Source organism: Rhizobium sp. C104 (assembly GCF_022354505.1).
Classification (GTDB): domain Bacteria; phylum Pseudomonadota; class Alphaproteobacteria; order Rhizobiales; family Rhizobiaceae; genus Rhizobium; species Rhizobium redzepovicii.
In genome coordinates, this window is sequence record NZ_CP092352.1 from 191,904 (window position 1) to 212,410 (window position 20,507).

The 20,507-nt window shown below is 61.5% G+C and carries 14 protein-coding genes and 1 pseudogene; 7 read left to right on the forward strand and 8 right to left on the reverse strand.

Annotation, left to right across the window (positions count from 1 at the left end):
- Positions 1 to 3: 3 nt before the first annotated feature.
- Positions 4 to 1,632 carry a thiamine pyrophosphate-dependent enzyme gene (locus MF410_RS29000; RefSeq protein ID WP_097628069.1) on the reverse strand — a complete coding sequence of 543 codons (1,629 nt, stop codon included), beginning with the start codon at positions 1,630 to 1,632 and terminating at the stop codon, positions 4 to 6.
- On the reverse strand, positions 1,629 to 2,804 hold the full coding sequence (locus MF410_RS29005; protein ID WP_097628068.1) for an amino acid aminotransferase: 1,176 nt from the start codon (positions 2,802 to 2,804) through the stop codon (positions 1,629 to 1,631). The genes MF410_RS29000 and MF410_RS29005 overlap by 4 nt, the downstream gene beginning before the upstream one ends.
- A 149-nt stretch (positions 2,805 to 2,953) precedes the next feature.
- On the opposite strand from MF410_RS29005, the gene MF410_RS29010 reads away from it, so the two are divergent.
- Entirely contained in the window at positions 2,954 to 3,421 is a 468-nt protein-coding gene (locus MF410_RS29010) for an Lrp/AsnC family transcriptional regulator (protein ID WP_097628067.1), read from the forward strand.
- An 11-nt stretch (positions 3,422 to 3,432) separates the two neighbouring features.
- Here MF410_RS29010 and MF410_RS29015 read toward each other — a convergent pair whose 3' ends face one another.
- The 5 genes from MF410_RS29015 to MF410_RS29035 all read right to left on the reverse strand — a co-directional run bounded on the left by MF410_RS29015 (position 3,433) and on the right by MF410_RS29035 (position 7,196).
- Positions 3,433 to 4,194, reverse strand: a complete 762-nt coding sequence (locus MF410_RS29015) for an ABC transporter ATP-binding protein (RefSeq protein ID WP_097628066.1) — start codon at positions 4,192 to 4,194, stop codon at positions 3,433 to 3,435.
- Complete coding sequence (locus tag MF410_RS29020) at positions 4,191 to 5,231, reverse strand: iron ABC transporter permease (protein ID WP_097628065.1); 1,041 nt, start codon at positions 5,229 to 5,231, stop codon at positions 4,191 to 4,193. Before MF410_RS29020 ends, MF410_RS29015 begins: the two co-directional genes overlap by 4 nt.
- Positions 5,228 to 6,253 carry an ABC transporter substrate-binding protein gene (locus MF410_RS29025; RefSeq protein ID WP_097628064.1) on the reverse strand — a complete coding sequence of 342 codons (1,026 nt, stop codon included), beginning with the start codon at positions 6,251 to 6,253 and terminating at the stop codon, positions 5,228 to 5,230. Before MF410_RS29025 ends, MF410_RS29020 begins: the two co-directional genes overlap by 4 nt.
- Positions 6,254 to 6,422: 169 nt before the next feature.
- Positions 6,423 to 6,704: a hypothetical protein gene (locus MF410_RS29030; protein ID WP_097628063.1), complete on the reverse strand. Its 282-nt coding sequence runs from the start codon at positions 6,702 to 6,704 to the stop codon at positions 6,423 to 6,425.
- 27 nt (positions 6,705 to 6,731) lie between these two features.
- A complete protein-coding gene (locus MF410_RS29035; RefSeq protein ID WP_179867154.1) occupies positions 6,732 to 7,196 on the reverse strand; it encodes a hypothetical protein in 465 nt (154 codons plus the stop codon).
- On the opposite strand from MF410_RS29035, the gene MF410_RS29040 reads away from it, so the two are divergent.
- The 3 genes from MF410_RS29040 (at position 7,183) to MF410_RS29050 (ending at position 15,394) form a co-directional block, all read left to right on the forward strand.
- A complete protein-coding gene (locus MF410_RS29040; protein WP_179867146.1) occupies positions 7,183 to 7,326 on the forward strand; it encodes a hypothetical protein in 144 nt (47 codons plus the stop codon). The two genes, MF410_RS29035 and MF410_RS29040, sit on opposite strands and share 14 nt — an antisense overlap.
- 81 nt (positions 7,327 to 7,407) lie before the next feature.
- A complete protein-coding gene (locus MF410_RS29045; RefSeq protein ID WP_097628061.1) occupies positions 7,408 to 13,707 on the forward strand; it encodes a HAMP domain-containing protein in 6,300 nt (2,099 codons plus the stop codon).
- Between the two features lie 10 nt (positions 13,708 to 13,717).
- Positions 13,718 to 15,394, forward strand: coding sequence for a response regulator (locus tag MF410_RS29050; RefSeq protein ID WP_097628060.1), 1,677 nt, complete (start codon positions 13,718 to 13,720; stop codon positions 15,392 to 15,394).
- Positions 15,395 to 16,068: 674 nt separating this feature from the next.
- On the opposite strand, the gene MF410_RS29055 is transcribed toward MF410_RS29050, so the two are convergent.
- Entirely contained in the window at positions 16,069 to 16,350 is a 282-nt protein-coding gene (locus MF410_RS29055; protein ID WP_097628058.1) for a type II toxin-antitoxin system ParD family antitoxin, read from the reverse strand.
- A 165-nt stretch (positions 16,351 to 16,515) separates the two neighbouring features.
- Between MF410_RS29055 and treZ the strand changes: the two are divergent.
- From treZ to MF410_RS29070, 3 genes and pseudogenes are all read left to right on the forward strand, one after another.
- A pseudogene (treZ, locus tag MF410_RS29060) lies at positions 16,516 to 18,308 on the forward strand (malto-oligosyltrehalose trehalohydrolase).
- 26 nt (positions 18,309 to 18,334) lie between these two features.
- Complete coding sequence (malQ, locus tag MF410_RS29065) at positions 18,335 to 20,224, forward strand: 4-alpha-glucanotransferase (RefSeq protein ID WP_239621022.1); 1,890 nt, start codon at positions 18,335 to 18,337, stop codon at positions 20,222 to 20,224.
- Positions 20,225 to 20,330: 106 nt separating this feature from the next.
- Complete coding sequence (locus MF410_RS29070) at positions 20,331 to 20,492, forward strand: hypothetical protein (protein WP_003591297.1); 162 nt, start codon at positions 20,331 to 20,333, stop codon at positions 20,490 to 20,492.
- Positions 20,493 to 20,507 lie beyond the last annotated feature (15 nt).

Genomic DNA, 20,507 nt, shown 5'->3' on the forward strand with positions numbered 1-20,507 from the left:
GATTCATTCGGCGTGCGGCGCCGGATGAATGAACGGCCAGGGACTTGCCTCGGATCCCTTTTCGATCGGAACCTCGATGAGCACGGGCTCGTCGAGAGAGAGGGCTTTCTCGATCCTCTCTTTGAGTTCGTCGGGGCTTGTCACCTTGAACGCGCGGACACCGAAGCTCTCGGCAAGCGCGACAAAATCCGGATTGGTCAGCTCCGAGCCAAGATAGCGACCCTGATACGCCTGCTTCTGATCGCGCAGAACATTGCCATAGGCTGAATTGTTGAAGACGATGGCGACGACATTGATCTTGTGCTGGACGGCAGTGGCAAGCTCTTGAACGCCGAACATGAATCCGCCATCGCCAGAAACGGAAACAACCGCTTTATTGGGATTGGCGACCTTCACGCCCAAGGCGGTGTTGAAGCCAAAACCCAGATTGTCCTGATAACCACATGTCACGTATTGGCGCGGGCCGTAGACGGGGAAGGCAAAACGGGCGGTAAAGCCCATCTGGCTGATCTCCTCGACGAAGAAGCCGTCTCTGGGAAGAGCCTCACGAATGGCGTCGAGATAGGCAAGCTGCGGCTGCACTTCCGAGAACCGAGATCTGGCCTCTTTGTTGATGTCGGCAAATTCGCGGGTGCGATCGTCGCGCCGGGAACCTGACAATAAATCGATCAGAGCCCGCGTTCCCGCCTTGGCATCGGCGACGATGCCGACACCGGGCTTGAGGCGGACCATTTCGGTCGGATCGATATCGATGCGAATGATCTTGAGGCCTTTGGGAAGCCATTTCCAACGCATGAACTGCAATTCGAGCCGGCTGCCGATACCGATCAGAACGTCCGTCTTCTTCCAATATTCATAGGCGGCGACGAAATTCAGATAGTTCGGGTGATCGTCGGCGACGATGCCCTTGCCGGAACGATGGGAGGTGACGGGCGACTGCAGCAGTTCCGCAAGCGCGGCGATCTCGGCGCCGGCCTCCGCCGCGCCGCCGCCGACCATGATCATCGGATTGCTGGCACACGCTATCAGCGCCGCTGCGGCAGCGATCTGATCGGAGTTGACAGCCGGGTGAGGCGCTCTCGTACCGACGGAAAGATCGACTTCGGGGCCGGATTGGCCAAACACGTCCCATGGGGCTTCGACCGCTCCCGGACCCTGGCGGCCGGAGAGCATCTTGCCGACGACCTCGGCCATGACGGGGCCTGCCTCGGACGGATGATTGATGCGTTCCGCCGTCTTGGTAAGCCCGCGCATTGTCGCGAGTTGATCGGGCAGTTCGTGCAACTGCCCTCTGCCCTGGCCAATCAGGTGGGACATGATGTTGCCGGTGATGCAAAGTACCGGCGCGTTGGCGCCGTAAGCGGTGCAAAGCGCTGCCCCGGAATTGAGAACACCCGGGCCGGGGACGACGGTATAGGCGCCGATCCGCCCGGTGGATTTGGCATAGCCATAGGCCATATATCCGGCGCCCTGTTCGTGCCTAGTGTGAATGAACCGAACCTTGTCGCGGGCGCCGTAGAGCGCATCGTTGAAATCATACATGTGGGCGCCCGGGATGCCAAACACCGTGTCGATCCCATGGGCGACGAGCGAACGGGTCATCGCCTGGCCGGTCGTTTCCTTCTTGCTCATTTCAAGCAGCCTTCAGCGCGAAGTGCGGTCACGATGGCGCCGGCATCGGCCGGCTGCATGCCCGCAAGGTTCATACGGCCGGAATCGGCCATGTAGATGCCGTGTTTGGCGCGCAGCGCTGCGGCCGTTTCTTTCGACATGGAGAGATTGGAGAACAGGCCGCGCTGCCGGCTGATAAAGGCCAGATCGGCGGCTGCAGCGGCGAGCGCCGCGCGGTTGCCGTTGACACGCTCGCACATCTCCTCGAGTTCTGCGCGCCACATTGCCGACATTTCGGGGCTCTCGAGAATGGTTCTGACGATCGCGGCGCCATGATCGGGCGGCATCGACCAGTTCACACGGGCAAGGGCCGCCATATTGCTTTCGGCCTTGCCGATGTCGTCGACATTGCGGGTCATGAGGTAGAGCGCGCCGACGCGCTCGCGATAGAGACCGAAATTCTTATCGCAGGAATAAGCGATCAGCGCCTCGTCGACCGCGTCGAGGATCATCCGTGTAGGTGCGGCGTCCTGTTCGAGACCGTCGCCAAGCCCTTGATAGGCAAGATCGATGAACGGCACCAGCCCGTGTGCAACGAGGAGTCCGGTAATCTGCCGCCACTGCTCCATGGTGAAATCGATACCGGTCGGATTGTGGCAGCAACCGTGAAGGAGGACGACATCGCCTTCCGCAGCGGAAGACAGGGCGTCGACGACGCTTTCGAATTTGACCTGTTGCGACGTCAGATCGACGAAGGCGTAGTCCTTTACGGCCAGCCGCGCCGAGGCGAAGATCGGCGCGTGGTTCGGCCAGCTGGGCGTCCCCAACAGAACCTTAGCGGATGGATTTGCCGTCTGGATGAGCTCGGCGCCGAGACGCAGCGCGCCGCTGCCGCCGGGTGTCTGAATGCCGACGAGGCGATGATCGAACGTCGGCGATTTGCCGAAAATAATGGGTTGCAGCAGTCGGACGAATTGCAGATCGCCTTCCGGGCCGAGATATTTCTTGCTGTCCTGGGTCTCGAGAAGAAACTGTTCCGCCGCCTTTACGGCTCGCATCACCGGCGTACGGCCCATGGCGTCGCGATAGACGCCGACGCCGAGGTCGATCTTTCCGCTGCGCTCGTCGACCTGAAAGGCCTTGATGAGGGCAAGCAGGCTGTCGGCCGGCCGGTTATTCAGTTTCTCAAACACAAGTCCACCTCCGTTTTATCCAATGGCTGGAGACTAACGGAACTTCCGCGGCGATTTTATGCGATTATCTGCCTAATGCGATATGAAGATGCAGACAATCTGCGTCATTTGGCTATACTATGCGGAAATTCTGCTTATTTGGATGGGCCATGCTTGACCAGTTCGATATCAAATTGCTCGCCGCCCTCCAGCAAAACAGTGAGGTGACGCAGGGTGAATTGTCGCAGAAGGTCAATCTCTCCGCGACCCAATGCGCACGCCGTTTGGAAAAGCTGCGCAATGAGCAATACATCCAGAGCGTCGTTGCTATCCTCAATCCTGCAAAACTGGGTTTTGCCGTCGTCGCTCATACCCTCGTCAGCCTGCGCGCGCATACGGAAGGTGGAAACGAGCGGCTTCATCGCTTCATCGAAACCGCGCCGGAGATTCTGGAGTGTTATTCGCAGACGGGGGATGCCGATTTTCTGATGAAGGTGATGACGCGCGACCTCGACCATCTCAGCCAATTTCTCGAGAGAATGATCCGGGTCACCGATAATCTGGCCTCGGTGAAGTCAAGCATCGTCCTGAAAACGCTGAAAAAGACGACTGCTTTGCCGCTGCAGATCGTGACGTGAGGTGGCCACTTTCATCTGAGATAGTGGATATGCGGGCGCGAATGATGGGGCGAGGCTTCGATGCGGGCTTCGACGGAAAAGACGTCGCGCAGAAGGTTCTCGCTCAGCACGTCTTCAGGTGCGCCCGACGCGACGATCCTACCCTGCTGCATGATGATCAGCTCATCGCAGAACATGGCGGCATGGTTGAGATCGTGCAGGGCGACGATGCTGGTGATCGGCAGGCTGGAGACGAGCCGCATCAAGCCGATTTGGTGCTGGATGTCGAGATGGTTTGTGGGTTCGTCGAGGATCAGCTCCTGCGGCGACTGGGCGAGCGCTCTGGCAATATGGGTGCGCTGCTTTTCGCCGCCCGACAGGTTTTGCCAGCGATCGTCTCGCTTCTCTGCCATACCGGCACGCGCAAGTGCCGCTTCGACCGCCTCTTCGTCGGCTCTCGTCCAGCCGGAGAACATGGAACGATGCGGGAAGCGGCCGAGCTTGACGACATCAATAACCTTCAGATTGGCATTGGTCGCCGCATGCTGCTCGACGAAGGCGATGCGCTGGGCGATCGAGCGGCGGCTGATCGTGCCGATGTCGTTCCGATCAAGAGTGACGCGGCCGGAATGGGGCCGCTTCAGGCCGGCGAGAAGCCGCAGCAGTGAGGTCTTGCCGGAGCCGTTCGGCCCGAGTAGGCCGAGCATCCGGCCCGGCTGAGCCTCCAGGGAAACGCCGTCCAGGATGGTCTTCCTGCCAATTTTCCAGGTGAGGTTGTCGGCCTTGATGCTCATGACGCGCGCTGGAACCGGTAGAGGATGATCGAGAAGAAGGGAACGCCGACGAGCGCCGTGACGACGCCGATCGGCAGGATTTGGCCGGGAATGAGGGCGCGGGCGGCGATATCGGCGAGCACCATGAAGATCGCTCCCGCGATGGCGCAGGCCGGTAGCAGGCGGATATGCAGCGGCCCGACGACGAAGCGGGCGACATGCGGCACGACGAGGCCGACAAAGCCGATCGAGCCGACCATGCTGACGATCGTCGCCGTCATCATGGCAGTGAGCGCGAAGAGCACCATGCGGGCGCGGCCGACATTGACGCCGAGCGAAGAGGCCGCCTCGTCGCCGAAAGCGAAGGCGTCGAGCACGCGGGCATAAAACAGACAGGCGGCAAGACCGAGGCCGACGACAACCGAGACCAACGCGAATTCCGGCCAGCGCACGCCGCTGAAACTGCCCAGCAGCCAGAACATCACGTCGCGGGCCTGCTGGGCATTGGCCGAGGTCGTGACGATATACGAAGTCGAGGCATTGAAGAGCTGCGAGGCAGCCACGCCGGCAAGGATGGTGCGGTCGGCACCGCCGCGGGTGCCGTTCGAGAGCAGCGCCACGAAGAAGAAGGCGGCGAAGGCGCCGGCAAAGGCGCCCGATGACAGCGACACCGCGCCCGCGCCGAGCCCCAGGATGACGATCGCCACGGCGCCGGTGGAGGCACCGGCGGAGATGCCGAGCACATAGGGTTCGGCAAGCGGGTTGCGCAGCAGCGACTGCATAATGGCGCCCGACAGCGCCAGGCCCGCGCCGCAAAAGGCGGCGACCAGCGCGCGGCTTAGGCGATAATCCCAGATGACCGTTTCGTGGATGCGGTTCAATTCGACCGTGGTCCATCCGAGCCGGTTGGTAACGGCCGAAAAGGTGGTCGCCAGCGGAATCGGCAGATCACCGATTCCGACACTGACGCCGATGGCGACAGCGATGAGACAGAAGGAGGCCAGGAGCAGCGCGGCGACCGCTCCCAACTGCCTGAAGAGACGGCCCGCGTCCGTCACTTCAGGAGACCGAGGGCCTTCAACTGCTCGGCCACCTGCTCGGCGCCGTAAATCGTCCGAATGGTCGGGTTCATCGCCTGGCCGTCCATGACGACGAGCGCCTTGTTCTTGACGGCTGGGGTCTGGCTGACGGCCGGATCGGTGTTCAGGAAGTTGATCTTGGCCTCAGGCTTGTCGAGCTCCCAGCGGTTGCGGTCGAGGCTGGCGACGACGATGACGTCCGGGTTGACGGCGATGATGCCTTCCCAGCCGACGGTCGGCCATTCTGCTTCCGCGGTGATTGCGTTGTGGCCGCCGAGCACGTCGGCGATGAAGCCGGAGGCGCTGTTCTTGCCGCCGACATAGGCGTCGGCCGACGGGCTGGGGCTGGAGAACCAGAAGACGTAGGAGAGGTTCTTGCCGTCCTTGGCAACGCTTCCGCGAAGCTTGGCTTCACGCGCCTTGAAGTCGGCGATCAGCGCCTGGCCGCGATCGGCGACGTCGAAAATCTGCGAGAGTTCATCGATCTCCTTGTAGAGCAGATCCATGTTCCACAGTTCGGCGCGGCTGCCGTACTGGTCCTTGACGTCCTTGGTGCTGAGGCAGGTGCTGGGCGAAAGATAGGTGGCGACGCCGACCTTGTCGAAATCCTCGCGCTTGGCGATCTTGCTGTTCGGTCCGACCAGGCTTGGCAACGCCACGGCCACGAAGTCGGGATTTTCGGCGAGCATCGATTCGAAGGTCGGCATCTCGACTGTGAGAAGCTTGACCTTGGCATTGGCTTCCGCCAACTGCGGCAGCACCTTGCTCGGCCAGAAGGCGGTGCCGACCATCTTGTCCTCAAGGCCGAGCAGCAGCAGGATTTCCGCGCTGTTCTGGCCGAGGCCGATCGCCCGCTCGGGAGCCTTCTTGAACGTCACCTCAGCGCCGCAGTTTTCCAGCGTCAGTGGGTAGGTCGTCGAACCTGCCAAAGACGGGGTTGCGGCAAGGCCGATCAGGGCGGAGAGGCCGCAGGCGGCTAGAAGTGATTTGAGGCTGGTCACGTAGAAATCCCAGTGCGTGTGTGTATTCGGCCGGGGTATAGCCTCAGAAACGCCGGGAAAACAGGACCAAATAAATCAACTTATCTGGAAAAGTCGACAATGCTCGACAAGCTGCCGGACAGCGTGCCGGATCCATCCGAGCGATGCGGCGTTTTGTAAACCTTAGACGTCAGCTCAGTTTTCCCACAAGCTTCGCATAATCCGAAAATGTCAGCTGTTCACCTTTCCCGGCGGCTTCACCGGCGAGTTGCAACACCCGGATGGGAAACAGGATCGCGGCGCGGTTGGCGCCCGACAGTTCATGATCGTCGTCCTCCTCGATTGCCTTTTGGGCCTTCGACAGCGCGGCGTTGATTTCCCCGCGCGTCAGCACTTCTTTGTCGACGATTGCGTCGCAGATCGACGTCATCGCCATGATCAGCCCCTTGAGCTGTAGATTGGCCGTATTCATGAGAACTCCAATAAAAAGGGGTGGCCTCTAATCCGGTTGGACTGGGCGGATCGTGTCGACCGAGACCATGCCCTCGACGATGCCGCGCTTGATATCGCGTCTGTTCCGGTCGATCTCTATGACAGTATAGAGCTTGTCGTCGCGGAAGGCACTGGCATTGACCGTGGTCACATCCTCGGCGGGAGCCGCATCCACTTCCATGAAGTCGAGTTCGCGCGCCGCGGCGACGATCCTTGCATCACCCGGCGTTCTGGCGGCCACGATGACGATGCCGTGGCCGGGGGCATTGTCCCATCTTGGATCGTCGGGAGCGGCGATCGGTTCCAGCCGGTAGATGTTGAGCATCTCGCCGCCCGTTTCGGGTGAGGCTTCCGCCGCCGCATCCTGCATTTGCGCTTGGCTCTCGACCGACTTTCCGAAGGTGGTCGGGCTGGTCGCGCTGTTGATCTCTTCCTTGCCTGTCCTTGAGACGTTCGACATGTCGCTCTCCATTATCACGACGGAAACGACGGGTGGCGCGGAACTGTTCCCGCCTGCACGAAAATCCGCAAATCCTTTGAAAGGTCTCAGGCGGGCGTTGTGGATTGATGCAGCTACCAAGTTCATTTTGAATGGCAAATGATGATAAGCTGTATGCGGGGATAGCCCATACCATTTTCCGCGTTGAGCACTAAATTACCAGTCGTCGAAGAGGGGGATTTTCGTGAGCAACCAAACCAGTGAACGCGCGCGCGACAGCGTCGCGGCAGACAGCCTCAATGGCCACGACCACAAAACCATGGCATTCGACGATGCCAGCGCGCTCCTGGAGGTCCTTGTCGCGGTCAGGCGCGGCGACTTTTCGGTGCGGATGCGGTCGGATCTGACCGGCGTCACCGGCAAGATCGCCGATGCCCTCAACGACATTATCGCCGGCAATCAGCGCATGGCCCAGCAACTGGAACATGTCGGCCAGGTTGTCGGTCGCGACGGGCGCACGAGCACGCGCGTGCGCTTCGGCCTGTCGGATGGTTCCTGGTCGGAGATGGAGGGATCGATCAACGGCCTGATCGACGATCTCCTGTGGCCGACGACGGCCGTCACCCGGACGATCACCGCGGTCGCCAAGGGCGATCTGCTGCAGACCGTCCCCCTCGACGTCGACGGCCGGGCGCTCAAAGGCGAATTCCTGCGCTCGGCCGATATCGTCAACACGATGATCAAGCAGCTGAGCGTCTTCACCTCCGAGGTGACGCGCGTTGCCCGCGAGGTCGGCACGGACGGAAAACTCGGCGGGCAGGCGCAAGTGCCTGAAGTGACCGGCGTCTGGAAGGACTTGACCGAAAGCGTCAACTCGATGGCGTCGAACCTGACGGCGCAGGTGCGCAACATCGCGGAGGTGACGATCGCCGTTGCCAACGGCGACCTTTCCAAGAAGATCACCGTCGACGTGCGCGGCGAGATCCTGCAGCTCAAGGAAGCCATCAACACGATGGTCGACCAGTTGCGCTCCTTCGCCTCGGAAGTGACGCGCGTGGCCCGCGAGGTCGGCACCGAAGGCAAGCTCGGCGGCCAGGCGCTGGTGCCGGGTGTCGCCGGTACCTGGAAAGACCTAACCGACTCCGTCAACGCCATGTGCGGCAACCTGACGGCGCAGGTGCGCAACATCGCCCAGGTGACGACGGCCGTGGCGCGCGGTGACCTGTCACGCAAGATCACCGTCGACGTCTCGGGCGAAATCCTCGAGCTGAAGGAAACCATCAACACGATGGTCGACCAGCTGAACGGCTTTGCCGGCGAGGTGACGCGCGTGGCGCGTGAAGTCGGCACGGAAGGCCGGCTTGGTGGCCAGGCGCAGGTGCCCGGCGTCGCCGGCACCTGGAAGGACTTGACCGACAACGTCAATTCCATGGCTTCCAACCTCACCGCGCAGGTGCGCAACATCGCCGAGGTCTCGACCGCGATCGCCAATGGCGACCTGTCGAAGAAGATCACGGTGACGGTGTCGGGGGAAATTCTCGAGCTGAAGGAGACCATCAACACGATGGTCGATCAGCTGAACGCCTTTGCTTCGGAAGTCACCCGCGTCGCCCGCGAAGTCGGCACCGAGGGCCGGCTCGGCGGCCAGGCCAATGTGCGCGGCGTCGCCGGCACCTGGAAGGATCTGACCGAGAATGTCAACTCGATGGGCGGCAACCTGACGGCGCAGGTGCGCAACATCGCCGAAGTCTCGACCGCGATCGCGAATGGCGACTTGTCGAAGAAGATCACCGTCGACGTGAAGGGTGAGATCCTGGAGCTGAAGGAAACCATCAATACGATGGTCGATCAGTTGAACGCCTTCGCCTCGGAAGTCACCCGCGTCGCACGCGAAGTCGGAACCGAGGGCCGGCTCGGCGGCCAGGCCAATGTGCGCGGCGTTGCCGGCACCTGGAAGGATCTGACCGACAGCGTCAATTCCATGGCCTCCAACCTGACGGGACAGGTGCGCAACATCGCCGAAGTCGCGACCGCCGTCGCCCAGGGAGACCTGTCGAAGAAGATCACCGTCACCGTGTCCGGCGAAATCCTCGAGCTGAAGGAAACCATCAACACGATGGTCGATCAGTTGAACGGTTTTGCCGGTGAAGTCACGCGTGTGGCGCGCGAGGTCGGCACGGAAGGCCGGCTCGGCGGCCAGGCCAACGTGCTCGGCGTCGCCGGCACCTGGAAGGACCTGACCGACAGCGTCAATTCCATGGCGGGCAATCTGACGGCGCAGGTGCGCAATATTGCCGAAGTCTCGACCGCGATTGCCAATGGCGACTTGTCGAAGAAAATCACCGTGTCGGTTTCGGGGGAAATCCTGGAACTCAAGGAAACGCTGAACACCATGGTCGATCAGCTGAACCGGTTTGCATCAGAAGTCACGCGCGTCGCCCGCGAGGTCGGCACCGAAGGCAAGCTCGGTGGCCAGGCGCAGGTGCCGGGTGTCGCCGGCACTTGGAAGGACCTGACCGAGAACGTCAATTCCATGGCCTCCAACCTGACCGGCCAGGTGCGCAACATCGCCGAAGTCACGACGGCCGTGGCGCGCGGCGACCTGTCGCGTAAGATCACCGTCGACGTGAAGGGGGAAATCCTCGAGCTGAAAAACACCATCAATACGATGGTGGATCAGCTCAATGCCTTCGCCGGCGAAGTGACGCGCGTCGCCCGCGAAGTCGGCACCGAAGGCAAGCTCGGTGGCCAGGCGCAGGTGTCCGGCGTCGCCGGCACCTGGAAGGACCTGACGGACAGCGTCAACTCGATGGCCGGAAATCTGACGGCGCAGGTGCGCAACATCGCCGAGGTGGCGACCGCGATCGCCAATGGCGACCTGTCGCGTAAGATCACCGTCGACGTGCGCGGCGAAATCCTGCTGCTGAAGGATACGTTGAATACCATGGTCGACCAGCTTCGCTCCTTCGCCGGCGAAGTGACGCGCGTGGCGCGCGAAGTCGGCACCGATGGCCGCCTCGGCGGTCAGGCCGTCGTTCCCGGCGTCGCCGGCACCTGGAAGGACTTGACCGACAACGTCAACCTGCTCGCCGCCAATCTGACGACCCAGGTTCGAAACATCGCCGAGGTGACGACCGCCGTGGCGCGCGGTGACCTCTCCCGCAAGATCACCGTCGACGTGAAGGGGGAAATCCTCGAACTGAAGAACACTATCAACACCATGGTGGACCAGCTCAACGCCTTCGCCGGTGAAGTGACGCGCGTCGCCCGCGAAGTCGGCACCGAAGGCAAGCTCGGCGGCCAGGCGCAGGTGCCGGGTGTCGCCGGCACCTGGAAGGACCTGACCGACACCGTCAACGTCATGGCCGCCAACCTGACCGAACAGGTGCGCGGCATCGTCAAGGTGGTGACGGCTGTGGCGAACGGCGACCTCAAGCAGAACCTCACCGTCGCCTCCAAGGGCGAGGTGGCAGCACTCGCCGAAACCATCAACAACATGACCAATACGCTTGCGACCTTCGCCGATCAGGTGACCACGGTGGCGCGCGAAGTGGGCGTCGAAGGCCGCCTCGGCGGCCAGGCGAATGTGCCAGGTACGGCGGGGACGTGGAAGGATCTGACCGGCAACGTCAACCTGCTTGCCGCCAACCTGACGACGCAGGTGCGCGCCATTGCCGAGGTGGCGACCGCCGTCACCAAGGGCGACTTGACGCGCTCGATCAAGGTCGATGCACGCGGTGAAGTCGCCGAACTCAAAGACAATATCAACACGATGATCGACAACCTGCGCCTGACAACGGAGCGCAACACCGAACAAGACTGGCTGAAGACCAACCTGGCCCGCTTCACCAATATGCTGCAGGGCCAGCGCGACCTGACGCTGGTGGGCAAGTTGCTGCTGTCGGAGCTGGCGCCGCTCGTCAGCGCGCATCAGGGAGTGATCTACCAGGTCGATGCCGATGAGGAACAACCGTTCCTGTCGCTTCTGTCGGTCTATGCGCAAGGGGTCGAGGCGGCGCATCCGCCGCGGCTCGATTTCGGCCAGGGACTTGTCGGCCAGTGCGCCAGTGATGCTCGCCGGATTCTTGTCACCGACCTTCCCGAGAATGTCGTTCCGATCAGTTCCGGCGTGTTCACGACCCTGCCGCGAAGCGCGATCGTGCTGCCGGTGCATTTTGAGGGGCAGGTGAAAGCGGTGATCGAGCTTGCCTCCGCCGGCGAATTCACCGAGCTGCAGCTGTCCTTCCTTGACCAGCTGACAACGTCGATCGGCATCGTCCTCAATTCGATCGAAGCGACCATGCAGACCGAAGGCCTACTCAAGCAGTCGCAGAAACTCGCCGCCGAGCTGCAGACGCAGCAGCGCGAGCTGCAGCAGACTAACGAGCAGCTCGGGCAGAAGGCGCAGCAGCTCGAAGAACGCAACGTCGAAGTCGAGGCGAAGAACCAGGAGATCGAGCAGGCCCGGCGCGCGCTCGAGGAAAAGGCCACCGAGCTGGCCCTGACATCGAAGTACAAATCCGAATTCCTCGCCAACATGTCGCACGAGCTGCGCACGCCTTTGAATTCGATCCTCATTCTCGGCCAGCAGCTCGGCGAAAACCCCGACGGCAACCTGTCGGGCAAGCAGGTCGAATTTGCCAAGACGATCCATGGCGCCGGAACCGACCTTCTGAACCTGATCAGCGATATCCTCGACCTGTCGAAGATTGAATCCGGAACGGTTTCGGTCGATGCCGAGGAGATTTTCGTCAGCAACCTGCTTGAGGTGATGGCCCGGCCATTCCGTCACGAGGCGGAAAACCGGAGCCTGTCGTTTGCGGTCGAGATCGGCGGTGATGTCACGAAGAGCATCATCACGGATTCGAAGCGGCTACAGCAGATCCTCAAGAACCTGCTGTCGAACGCCTTCAAATTCACCGCGCAAGGTGGTGTGACGCTTCGCGTCGCGTTGGCGGCGGGTGGCTGGTCCCCGGATCATCCGTCGCTCCGGCACGCGCCTTCGGTCATTGCCTTCGAAGTCGTCGATACCGGCATCGGCATTCCGCCGGAAAAACAACGCATCATCTTCGAGGCGTTCCAGCAGGCGGATGCCTCGACGAGCCGCAAATATGGCGGCACCGGTCTCGGGCTGGCGATCAGCCGCGAACTGGCAAACCTGCTCGGCGGCGAGATTCAGCTGCGCAGCACGCCGGGCGTCGGCAGCACCTTCGTCCTCTATCTGCCGCTCACCTATGTCGGCGCCGGCGCGGTTGCGCCGAAGTCCCTTCCATCGGCCAATGTGGTGGAGTTCGCCGAGGCGGCAGCCAGCCGCCGCGCCGAGAAGACCATCGAACATGTGGAAGACGATCGCCACCAGATAGCGGCCGGCGATTCGGTGCTGCTCGTCGTCGAGGACGATGCGCATTACGCTCGTGTCCTGGTCGATCTTGCCCGTGACAGCGGATTCAAGGTTCTGGTGGCGATGCGTGGCAGCGATGCGCTGTCACTCGCGCAGGACTACCGGCCGGCGGCGATCTCGCTCGACATCTTCCTGCCCGATATGCTCGGCTGGACGGTGCTGAGCCAGCTCAAGCAGAATCCGCAGACGCGGCATATCCCGGTGCAGATCATCAGCCTCGACGAGGATCGCCAGCATGGGCTCACCCGCGGCGCCTTCGCCTTCATGAGCAAGCCGACGACGCCCGAGGGCCTCGGCAAGGCGCTGTCGCGCTTGAAGGCCTACGCGCAACCGCGCCGCAAGCATCTGCTGCTGGTGGAAGACAACGAGGCCGAGCGGCTGAGCGTCACCGCGCTTCTCGGACATGACGACATCGACATCACAAGTGTCGGCTCCGGATCGGAAGCGCTCGCCGCCCTCAGGCAGGATCCGCCGGATTGCGTGGTGCTCGACCTTTCGCTGCCTGACATGTCCGGCTTCGATGTACTGGAGCAGATACGCGACGACGCCGAGATCGGTGAGGTGCCGGTGGTCGTCTTCACGGGTCGAGAGCTTTCCCCTGAAGAAGATGCGACGCTGCACAGTATGGCCCGAAGCGTCGTCGTGAAGGGCGTCGAGTCTCCGGAGCGTCTCCTCGATGAGACGGCGTTGTTCCTACACCGGGTCGTCGCCGACCTGCCGGCGGCAAAACAGGCGACCCTGCAGGAACTGCACAGCTCGGACGAGGATCTCGTCGGCGAGACCGTGCTGCTCGTCGACGACGATGCCCGCAATATCTTTGCGCTGAGCAGCGTACTGGAACGCCGGGGAATGCGGGTACTGACGGCCACGACCGGCAGCGAAGCCATCGACGTCATCAACAACGAGCCTTCGGTGGCGATCGTGCTCATGGATATCATGATGCCGGGAATGGACGGCTACGAGACGATGCAGGTCATCCGTTCGGAGCCACGGTTCCGACGGCTGCCGATCCTGGCGCTGACGGCGAAGGCGATGAAAGGCGACCGCGAGAAATGCCTGGAAGCGGGTGCATCCGATTACCTGGCGAAGCCGGTCAATACCGAACAGCTTCTGTCGGCGCTTCGCATGTGGCTGCACCGCTGAGGATCCGGTCATGAACCCCGTCAACATCCTCCTCGTCGACGACCAGCCTGCGAAACTTCTGAGCTACGAGGTCATTCTCGAAGAACTCGAGGAAAACCTCATCAAGGCGCAATCGGCGCGCGAAGCTTTCGAGCACCTACTGCGCACCGAAATCGCGGTGATCCTCGTCGATGTCTGCATGCCGGAACAGGATGGCTTCGAGCTGGTCGGCATGATCCGGCAGCATCCGCGCTATCAGAACACCCCGATCATCTTCGTTTCCGCGGTGATGCTAGCTGAACCCGACCGGTTGCGCGGCTATGCGGTGGGCGCCGTCGACTACGTCTCCGTCCCGATCGTGCCTGAGGTGCTAAGAGCCAAGGTCAGGGTCTTTGCCGATCTTTACAGGAAGACGCGGGAACTCGAACGGTTGAATACCGAACTGGAGGCTCGGGTTCGCCAGCGCACCGCCGAACTCGAGGCCTCAGCCGCTCAGCTGCGGGAGCTTAACGAGGAGTTGGAGCACCGGATCGATCAAAGGACGCGCGAGCGTGAGGAAGCGCTGGCGCAATTGTTCGAGGCGCAGAAGCTCGACACGATCGGCCACCTGACGGGCGGGGTGGCGCACGACTTCAACAACCTTCTGATGGCGGTGCTCGGCAGCCTCGGCCTCCTGAAGAAGCGGCTTCCGGCGGATGAACGCAGCGAACGCCTGCTGACGAATGCGATCCAGGCGGCCGAGCGCGGCACGGCGCTGACCCAGCGCCTGCTTGCCTTCGCGCGCCGCCAGGAGTTGAAGCCGCAGGCGGTCGATTTCCTCAGGCTGTTCGAAAACGTCGAGGATCTGCTCGCCAAGGCGGTGGGGCCGCGCATCGAAATCCACAAGCGCATTCCGGCGGATCTGGCTCCGCTTCTGGTGGATAGCAACCAGTTGGAGCTGGCGCTGCTCAACCTGTTCGTCAATGCCCGCGACGCGCTCGAAAGCGGCGGCGCCGTGACGGTTGTCGCGGCAGCGGCCGAAGACGGTCGGCCGGCCGGCCTCGCCGGCGGCAATTACATCAGGATATCGGTGTCGGACGATGGCGAGGGCATGGATGAGGCAACGGTCGCTCGCGCTGCCGAACCGTTTTTCACCACTAAAGGGGTCGGCAAGGGCACCGGCCTCGGCCTGTCGATGGTTCATGGCCTGGCGGCGCAATCCGGCGGCTCGATCCAGATATTGAGCGCGAGGGACAAGGGCACGACCGTATCCCTTTGGCTGCCCGTCGCCGAGGCCTTCGTCAAGACGCAGCCGGCCGTCGAGCCTCCTGCGACGGAAGCCTTAAACCCGGTATCACGGCCGCTCGCCATTCTCGTCGTCGACGACGATGCGCTTGTCCGGACGGGAACTGTGGCGATGCTGGAGGATCTCGGACACCTGCCGCGCGAGGCATCTTCCGCCTCGCAGGCCCTGGAATTCCTCGCTGACGGACGAGATTGCGATCTCGTCATCACCGATCATGCGATGCCCGGCATGACAGGCGCCGAGCTTGCGCGCCACCTCCGCTCAGCCTTCCCGAGCCTGCCGATTATTCTTGCCTCGGGTTATGCCGAATTTTCCGAAGACCACGGCCTCGGCCGGATGCTCCGGATGACCAAACCCTTCACCCAGGAACAGCTTCAGGCGGCGATGGACAAGGCACTCTCGGGCAAAGTCGCGGCGGCGTGACGGTCGAAACGCAGCGGCGGAGTGCGGTCGAAATCTTGGATGAGGTTGAACCCGAACGGGTGGAGTTGGAGCATTTCCACTTTCTATTTGCCTACCTCCCAGGAGACGATCAGAAAGTATGAAAAGCTATCCATTTTATTATCTCTGGGGTTTATCGCCAAAGCTGCCTCATCAAAATCCCTCGTGCCACTCAGAGTGTAAACTGTCTTGCATCTGCCGAGAGTGTCTACCGTTGGATCGCAAAATGTCAGATGGCGACGTTCTATATTTAAATCCTCATTTATAATCTTGCCGACCTCCGACAATATTTCCTTTGCATGAGTGTCTGGATTTCTAATGTAGGAACTGCCGTCAAAGTTTAAGCTCTTCGCGAAGTCTTAACGTCCGCTTGCTTCCATCGCACTCCACAACAAGCACCGCGTCGGATGAAGTTTTTCCAAAACCGGGGCATTTAATTTCGACGGAGTCGAGCGACTTTATGGAAAAGTCCTCTGGCAGATCAGGTGTATACAGCCCGAGTATAAGAAACATTGAGGCAAAGCTGAAAGTGTGGACCATAGTCGTCATCTTCGCATCACGGCTGATCGCTGTACAACATAAGCGCGGCTTTCAAATTTAGTGTCCGGAGCTTTCACCAAGCCACTGGTTGCGTTTTGACATATGGCAACGCTTCATCAGTCGTCTTCCCGATCGATTTCGTCCATGCGTGCTTCGAGCCGCTTCCGGGCTTCTTCGAGAAGCTTGGCCCTTGTGGGGTCGGCCTTATGGGCATCATAGGTGGCCACGACTTCAGTTCGCAGCCAGTGCTCGACAGCATTCTCGCGTTCCTGCAAAGCTCGCAGGCCCTCGCGTATGACTTCGCTTTCCGAGGCGTAATCACCGTCGGACACCCGCTGCTTGACTCGCTTCGCCATTTCCACGGGAAGTGTGATGCTCATCTGTTGCGTCGAACGCATACGCTGCACTCCTATTTTGCAGGATAGTTATAGCATACGGTAGGATAAAATCCTACTCGGGATGGATAGAGTCATACTCTTTCCAGCATTTGCTGAACGAGGGATGCCCGATGGCGTCCGCGTGCGGACGAAACTTTTTGCTCCTGCAAAAGTTACCCAAATCCTATGCTCTTCACAGAAGGCTTTCCCTTGACCAATATGACGTTCGGCCCCGCAGTCACTGAAGAGGGTATTCTGTTTCGGCTCTGGGCTCCCCTGCATGAAAGCGTGTCGTTGAAGATCGAAGGCGCCGATCCGCGGCCGATGCAGACGGCGGAAGATGGCTGGCATCGATGCACGGTTCCGAATGCCCATGCCGGCACGCGCTATCGCTTCGTTCTGCCGGACGGTCTTGAAATTCCCGATCCCGCCTCGCGGTTCCAGCCGCAGGATGCGCATGGCCCGAGCGAAGTGGTCGACCTCACCGCCTATCGCTGGAGGACGAGCGACTGGAGCGGCCGGCCGTGGGAGGAAATGGTCATCTACGAGATGCACATCGGCTGCTTCACGCCGGAGGGGACTTTCACAGCCGCGATCGAGCGGCTCGATCATCTCAGGGAGTTGGGCGTCACAGCGTTGCAGGTCATGCCGGTCAGCGAATTCCCCGGCCGCTACAGCTGGGGTTATGACGGCGTGCTGCCCTATGCACCTGACAGCAGTTATGGCCGGCCCGAAGATTTCATGGCGCTGGTGGACGCAGCCCATCAGCGCGGCATCTCGGTATTCCTCGATGTGGTCTACAACCACTTCGGGCCTGACGGAAATTATATCCCTTCCTACGCGCCGCTCTTTACCGACCATCACAAGACACCCTGGGGCCACGGCATCAACTATGACGGCGACGGATCGGAGATGATCCGCGAATTTATCATTGAGAACGCCATCTACTGGATCACCGAATTCAGGCTCGACGGCTTCCGCTTCGATGCCGTTCACGCGATCAAGGACGATAGCGACGAGCATTTGCTTCACGAACTTGCCCGCCGCGTCAGGGCTGCAGCCGGCGACCGGCACGTTCATCTGATCGTCGAAAACGAGGAGAATGACAGCGATCTGCTGAAGCGCGACGAAAAAGGCGAAGCGAAGCTGTTCACCGCCCAGTGGAACGACGACGTCCACCATCTGCTGCATATCACTGCCACCGGTGAAACCTTCGGCTATTATGCCGATTACGCCGGCGACGCCGGTAAGCTCGGCCGGGCGCTGGCGGAAGGCTTCGTGTTCCAGGGCGAACCGATGCCTTATCGGGGGCAAGCCGCGGCAGGCCGAGCGGTCACCTGCCGCCGACGGCCTTCATCTCCTTCATCCAGAACCATGACCAGATCGGCAACCGGGCGCTGGGCGACCGGGTGTTGGCGTCGAGCCCGGCCGACGCCGTCAAAGCCGTCATATCAATCTATCTGCTGGCGCCCGAGATTCCGATGCTGTTCATGGGCGAGGAATGGGGCGCTGCAGAACCTTTCCCGTTTTTCTGCGATTTCGACGAGGAGCTGAACGAGAAGGTCAGAAAGGGCCGTCGCGAGGAGCTTTCGCGCCTGCCGGGCTTCGACGCCGACGACCTTCTCGACCCGACGGCGCCATCGACCTTCGCTGCGGCCAAACTGGATTGGTCGAAACGCGCTTCCTCCGAGGTGCTCGATTTTTACAGAACGCTTCTCGACCTCCGGCACCGGAGGATCGTTCCTTTGCTGAAAGGCGCGACGGCCGGAAGCGCTGTCTACCGCTCGGCGGGACATGCGATCGCAGTGGATTGGCCCCTTGCGGAAGGCCGGCATCTTCACCTGCGCGCCAACCTCGGCGACGAGGCGACAGCGCACGACTCGCCGCCGGACGATGCTGAGACGATACTCCGGCTCGGCGGACGCGACGGCGGCGGTTTGGCGCCCTGGGCAGTGATCTGGAGCCTGAGCGAGGCGTGACGGCGGTGGGAGGAAAGGGTCGAATGATGAAATCCGCAGAACTCGACAAACTCGCCCGCCGCCACGGCATCAGCCCGACCAGGCCCAGTCCCGAAAACCGGGAGGTGGTGATCTCGGCCGCGACCAAGCGCAAGATACTCTCGGCATTGAATATTGAATTGACGGCGGATCAAGAGGCCGGCGCGCCGCAGTGGAAAGCGAAGCCGGCGCGAGGGAAGATCCCGGCGTCGTTTCTTCCGGATTTCCTGTCTGATACCCGGATCTGGGGCATGAGTCTGCAGCTCTACGAGATCCGGTCGGCACGCAACTGGGGTATTGGAGACTTCCAGGATCTGGCCGATATGGCCGATCTGGCGGGGGCGCTGGGAGCGGATTTCATCGGCCTCAATCCGATTCACGCGCCGTTCCTCGCCGATCCCAACCGCTGCAGCCCCTACGAACCTTCAAGCCGCCAGCATCTCAACCCGCTCTATATCGCGGTCGATCAGGTGCCGGGGTTTGCCGGCAATTCCGAACTCGAACAGGAATTGGAGCGCCTTCGCCAATCCGATCTCGTCGATTACATCGGCGTCGCGCGGACCAAGCTTGAAGCCCTTCGTGATCTCTGGTCGGCGCGGCGACAACGCCGTGTTGATGACGAAGCCGAGTTCGACGCATTTGTCGCGCATGGCGGCGACAGCCTTCGGCTGCATGCGCTGTTCGAATGCCTCTCCTCGTCCATGGTCGAGCGCGGGGCGGGCGCCGGCTGGCAACGATGGCCGGCCGAGTTCCAGCGCTTCGACAGCGACGCTGTCGGCGATTTCGAACGCGAGCATGCAGATGATGTTCGCTTCCACATGTGGCTGCAATGGCTCGCCCACCGCCAGCTGATGCAGGCGGCAGATCGGGCGCGCAAGGGCGGCCTCAGGATAGGACTCTATCTCGATCTTGCCGTCGGGGAGGCGGTCGACGGCTCGGCGACGTGGAGCGAGCCGGATATCTATGTCTCGCAGGCCACGATCGGCAGTCCTCCCGATCCATTCGCCGTCGATGGGCAGGACTGGCACCTTGCCGGATACCTGCCGTCCGAAATTGCCGGAGGGGAGATGTCGCCTTACCGGCGCATGGTCGGCACCGCCATGCGCTACGCCGGCGCCATTCGTATTGATCACGCCCCGGCGATCCGCCGCCTTTTCCTGGTTCCGTTAGGCAGCAGGCCGGATAGCGGCGCCTACGTCCGCTATCCCGAGGACCGGCTGTTGCAGATCCTCGCCGAGGTTTCCGCCGAACATCGATGCCTTGTCATAGGGGAGTCCCTTGGAATGATTCCCGAAGGCTTGCAAGAGGATCTGGCTACCGCCGGCATTCTCTCCTACCGGATCCTTTCCTATGAACAGGATGAGAAGGGCTTCAAGCCCGCCAATGCCTATCCGGTCCTCGCGCTCGCCTGCATTTCGACGCATGACCACCAAACGCTTGCCGGCTGGTGGCGCGGCGCCGACATTCAGGATCGCTGTGAACACGGTATCGTGCCGCCCGATATCACCGAAGAACATCTCAAACACCGCAGGCGCGAGCGGAGGTATCTGAAAGCGGTCTTCAACGCCGCGGGCCTCGACGTGCCGCCCCGGCTCACGGCGGCGCGGGCAAGCCAGGAAGCCTTGCAAGATCTGACGGTGAGCGCCTATCGTTTCATTGCGCGCACTCCATCGCTTCTGACATCGGTGCGGCTTGCCGATCTCACCGACGAGAAAGCGCCGACCAATATTCCGGGCACCAGCGACAGCTATCCGAACTGGAAGCCGAAGCTTTCGGTTTTGCTGGAGGATTTGCTGTCGGTCCCGCTGCTGAAGCGCGTAACGGCGGCGATGCGGGAGGAAAGGCCGCGCTTCGCCTCCGCGGCGCGAATGGAAATCGATCGGGGACGGAACGAATAGGAAGCCGGCGAATTTTTATCAAATAAGGACAGGGAAAGCCGAGATGAGGGCCTATCCGCTGTCGCCGCTTTAAATGCGGCACGACCAATATGATGGAAACAAGATCATGACGACCGCATTCATCCTTATCGCATTGGCCCTGATCATCATCTACGCCGGCCCAACGTTGCTGTTTTTCTGCGTCGGCTATGCCGATTATATGCTGGAGCGGCGAAGACACATGATCGCGCTGAAGCACGCCGTGAGGCGTCGCAGCGACGAGCTGTAGAGCAATTCCAGGAAA

Coding starts and splice junctions, on each gene's coding strand:
- MF410_RS29000 (WP_097628069.1), bottom strand. CDS start 1,632: ATGAGCAAGAAGGAAACGACCGGCCAGGCGATGACCCGTTCGCTCGTC.
- MF410_RS29010 (WP_097628067.1), top strand. CDS start 2,954: ATGCTTGACCAGTTCGATATCAAATTGCTCGCCGCCCTCCAGCAAAAC.
- MF410_RS29015 (WP_097628066.1), bottom strand. CDS start 4,194: ATGAGCATCAAGGCCGACAACCTCACCTGGAAAATTGGCAGGAAGACC.
- MF410_RS29030 (WP_097628063.1), bottom strand. CDS start 6,704: ATGAATACGGCCAATCTACAGCTCAAGGGGCTGATCATGGCGATGACG.
- MF410_RS29040 (WP_179867146.1), top strand. CDS start 7,183: ATGTCGCTCTCCATTATCACGACGGAAACGACGGGTGGCGCGGAACTG.
- MF410_RS29035 (WP_179867154.1), bottom strand. CDS start 7,196: ATGGAGAGCGACATGTCGAACGTCTCAAGGACAGGCAAGGAAGAGATC.
- MF410_RS29050 (WP_097628060.1), top strand. CDS start 13,718: ATGAACCCCGTCAACATCCTCCTCGTCGACGACCAGCCTGCGAAACTT.
- MF410_RS29055 (WP_097628058.1), bottom strand. CDS start 16,350: ATGCGTTCGACGCAACAGATGAGCATCACACTTCCCGTGGAAATGGCG.
- malQ (WP_239621022.1), top strand. CDS start 18,335: ATGAAATCCGCAGAACTCGACAAACTCGCCCGCCGCCACGGCATCAGC.
- MF410_RS29070 (WP_003591297.1), top strand. CDS start 20,331: ATGACGACCGCATTCATCCTTATCGCATTGGCCCTGATCATCATCTAC.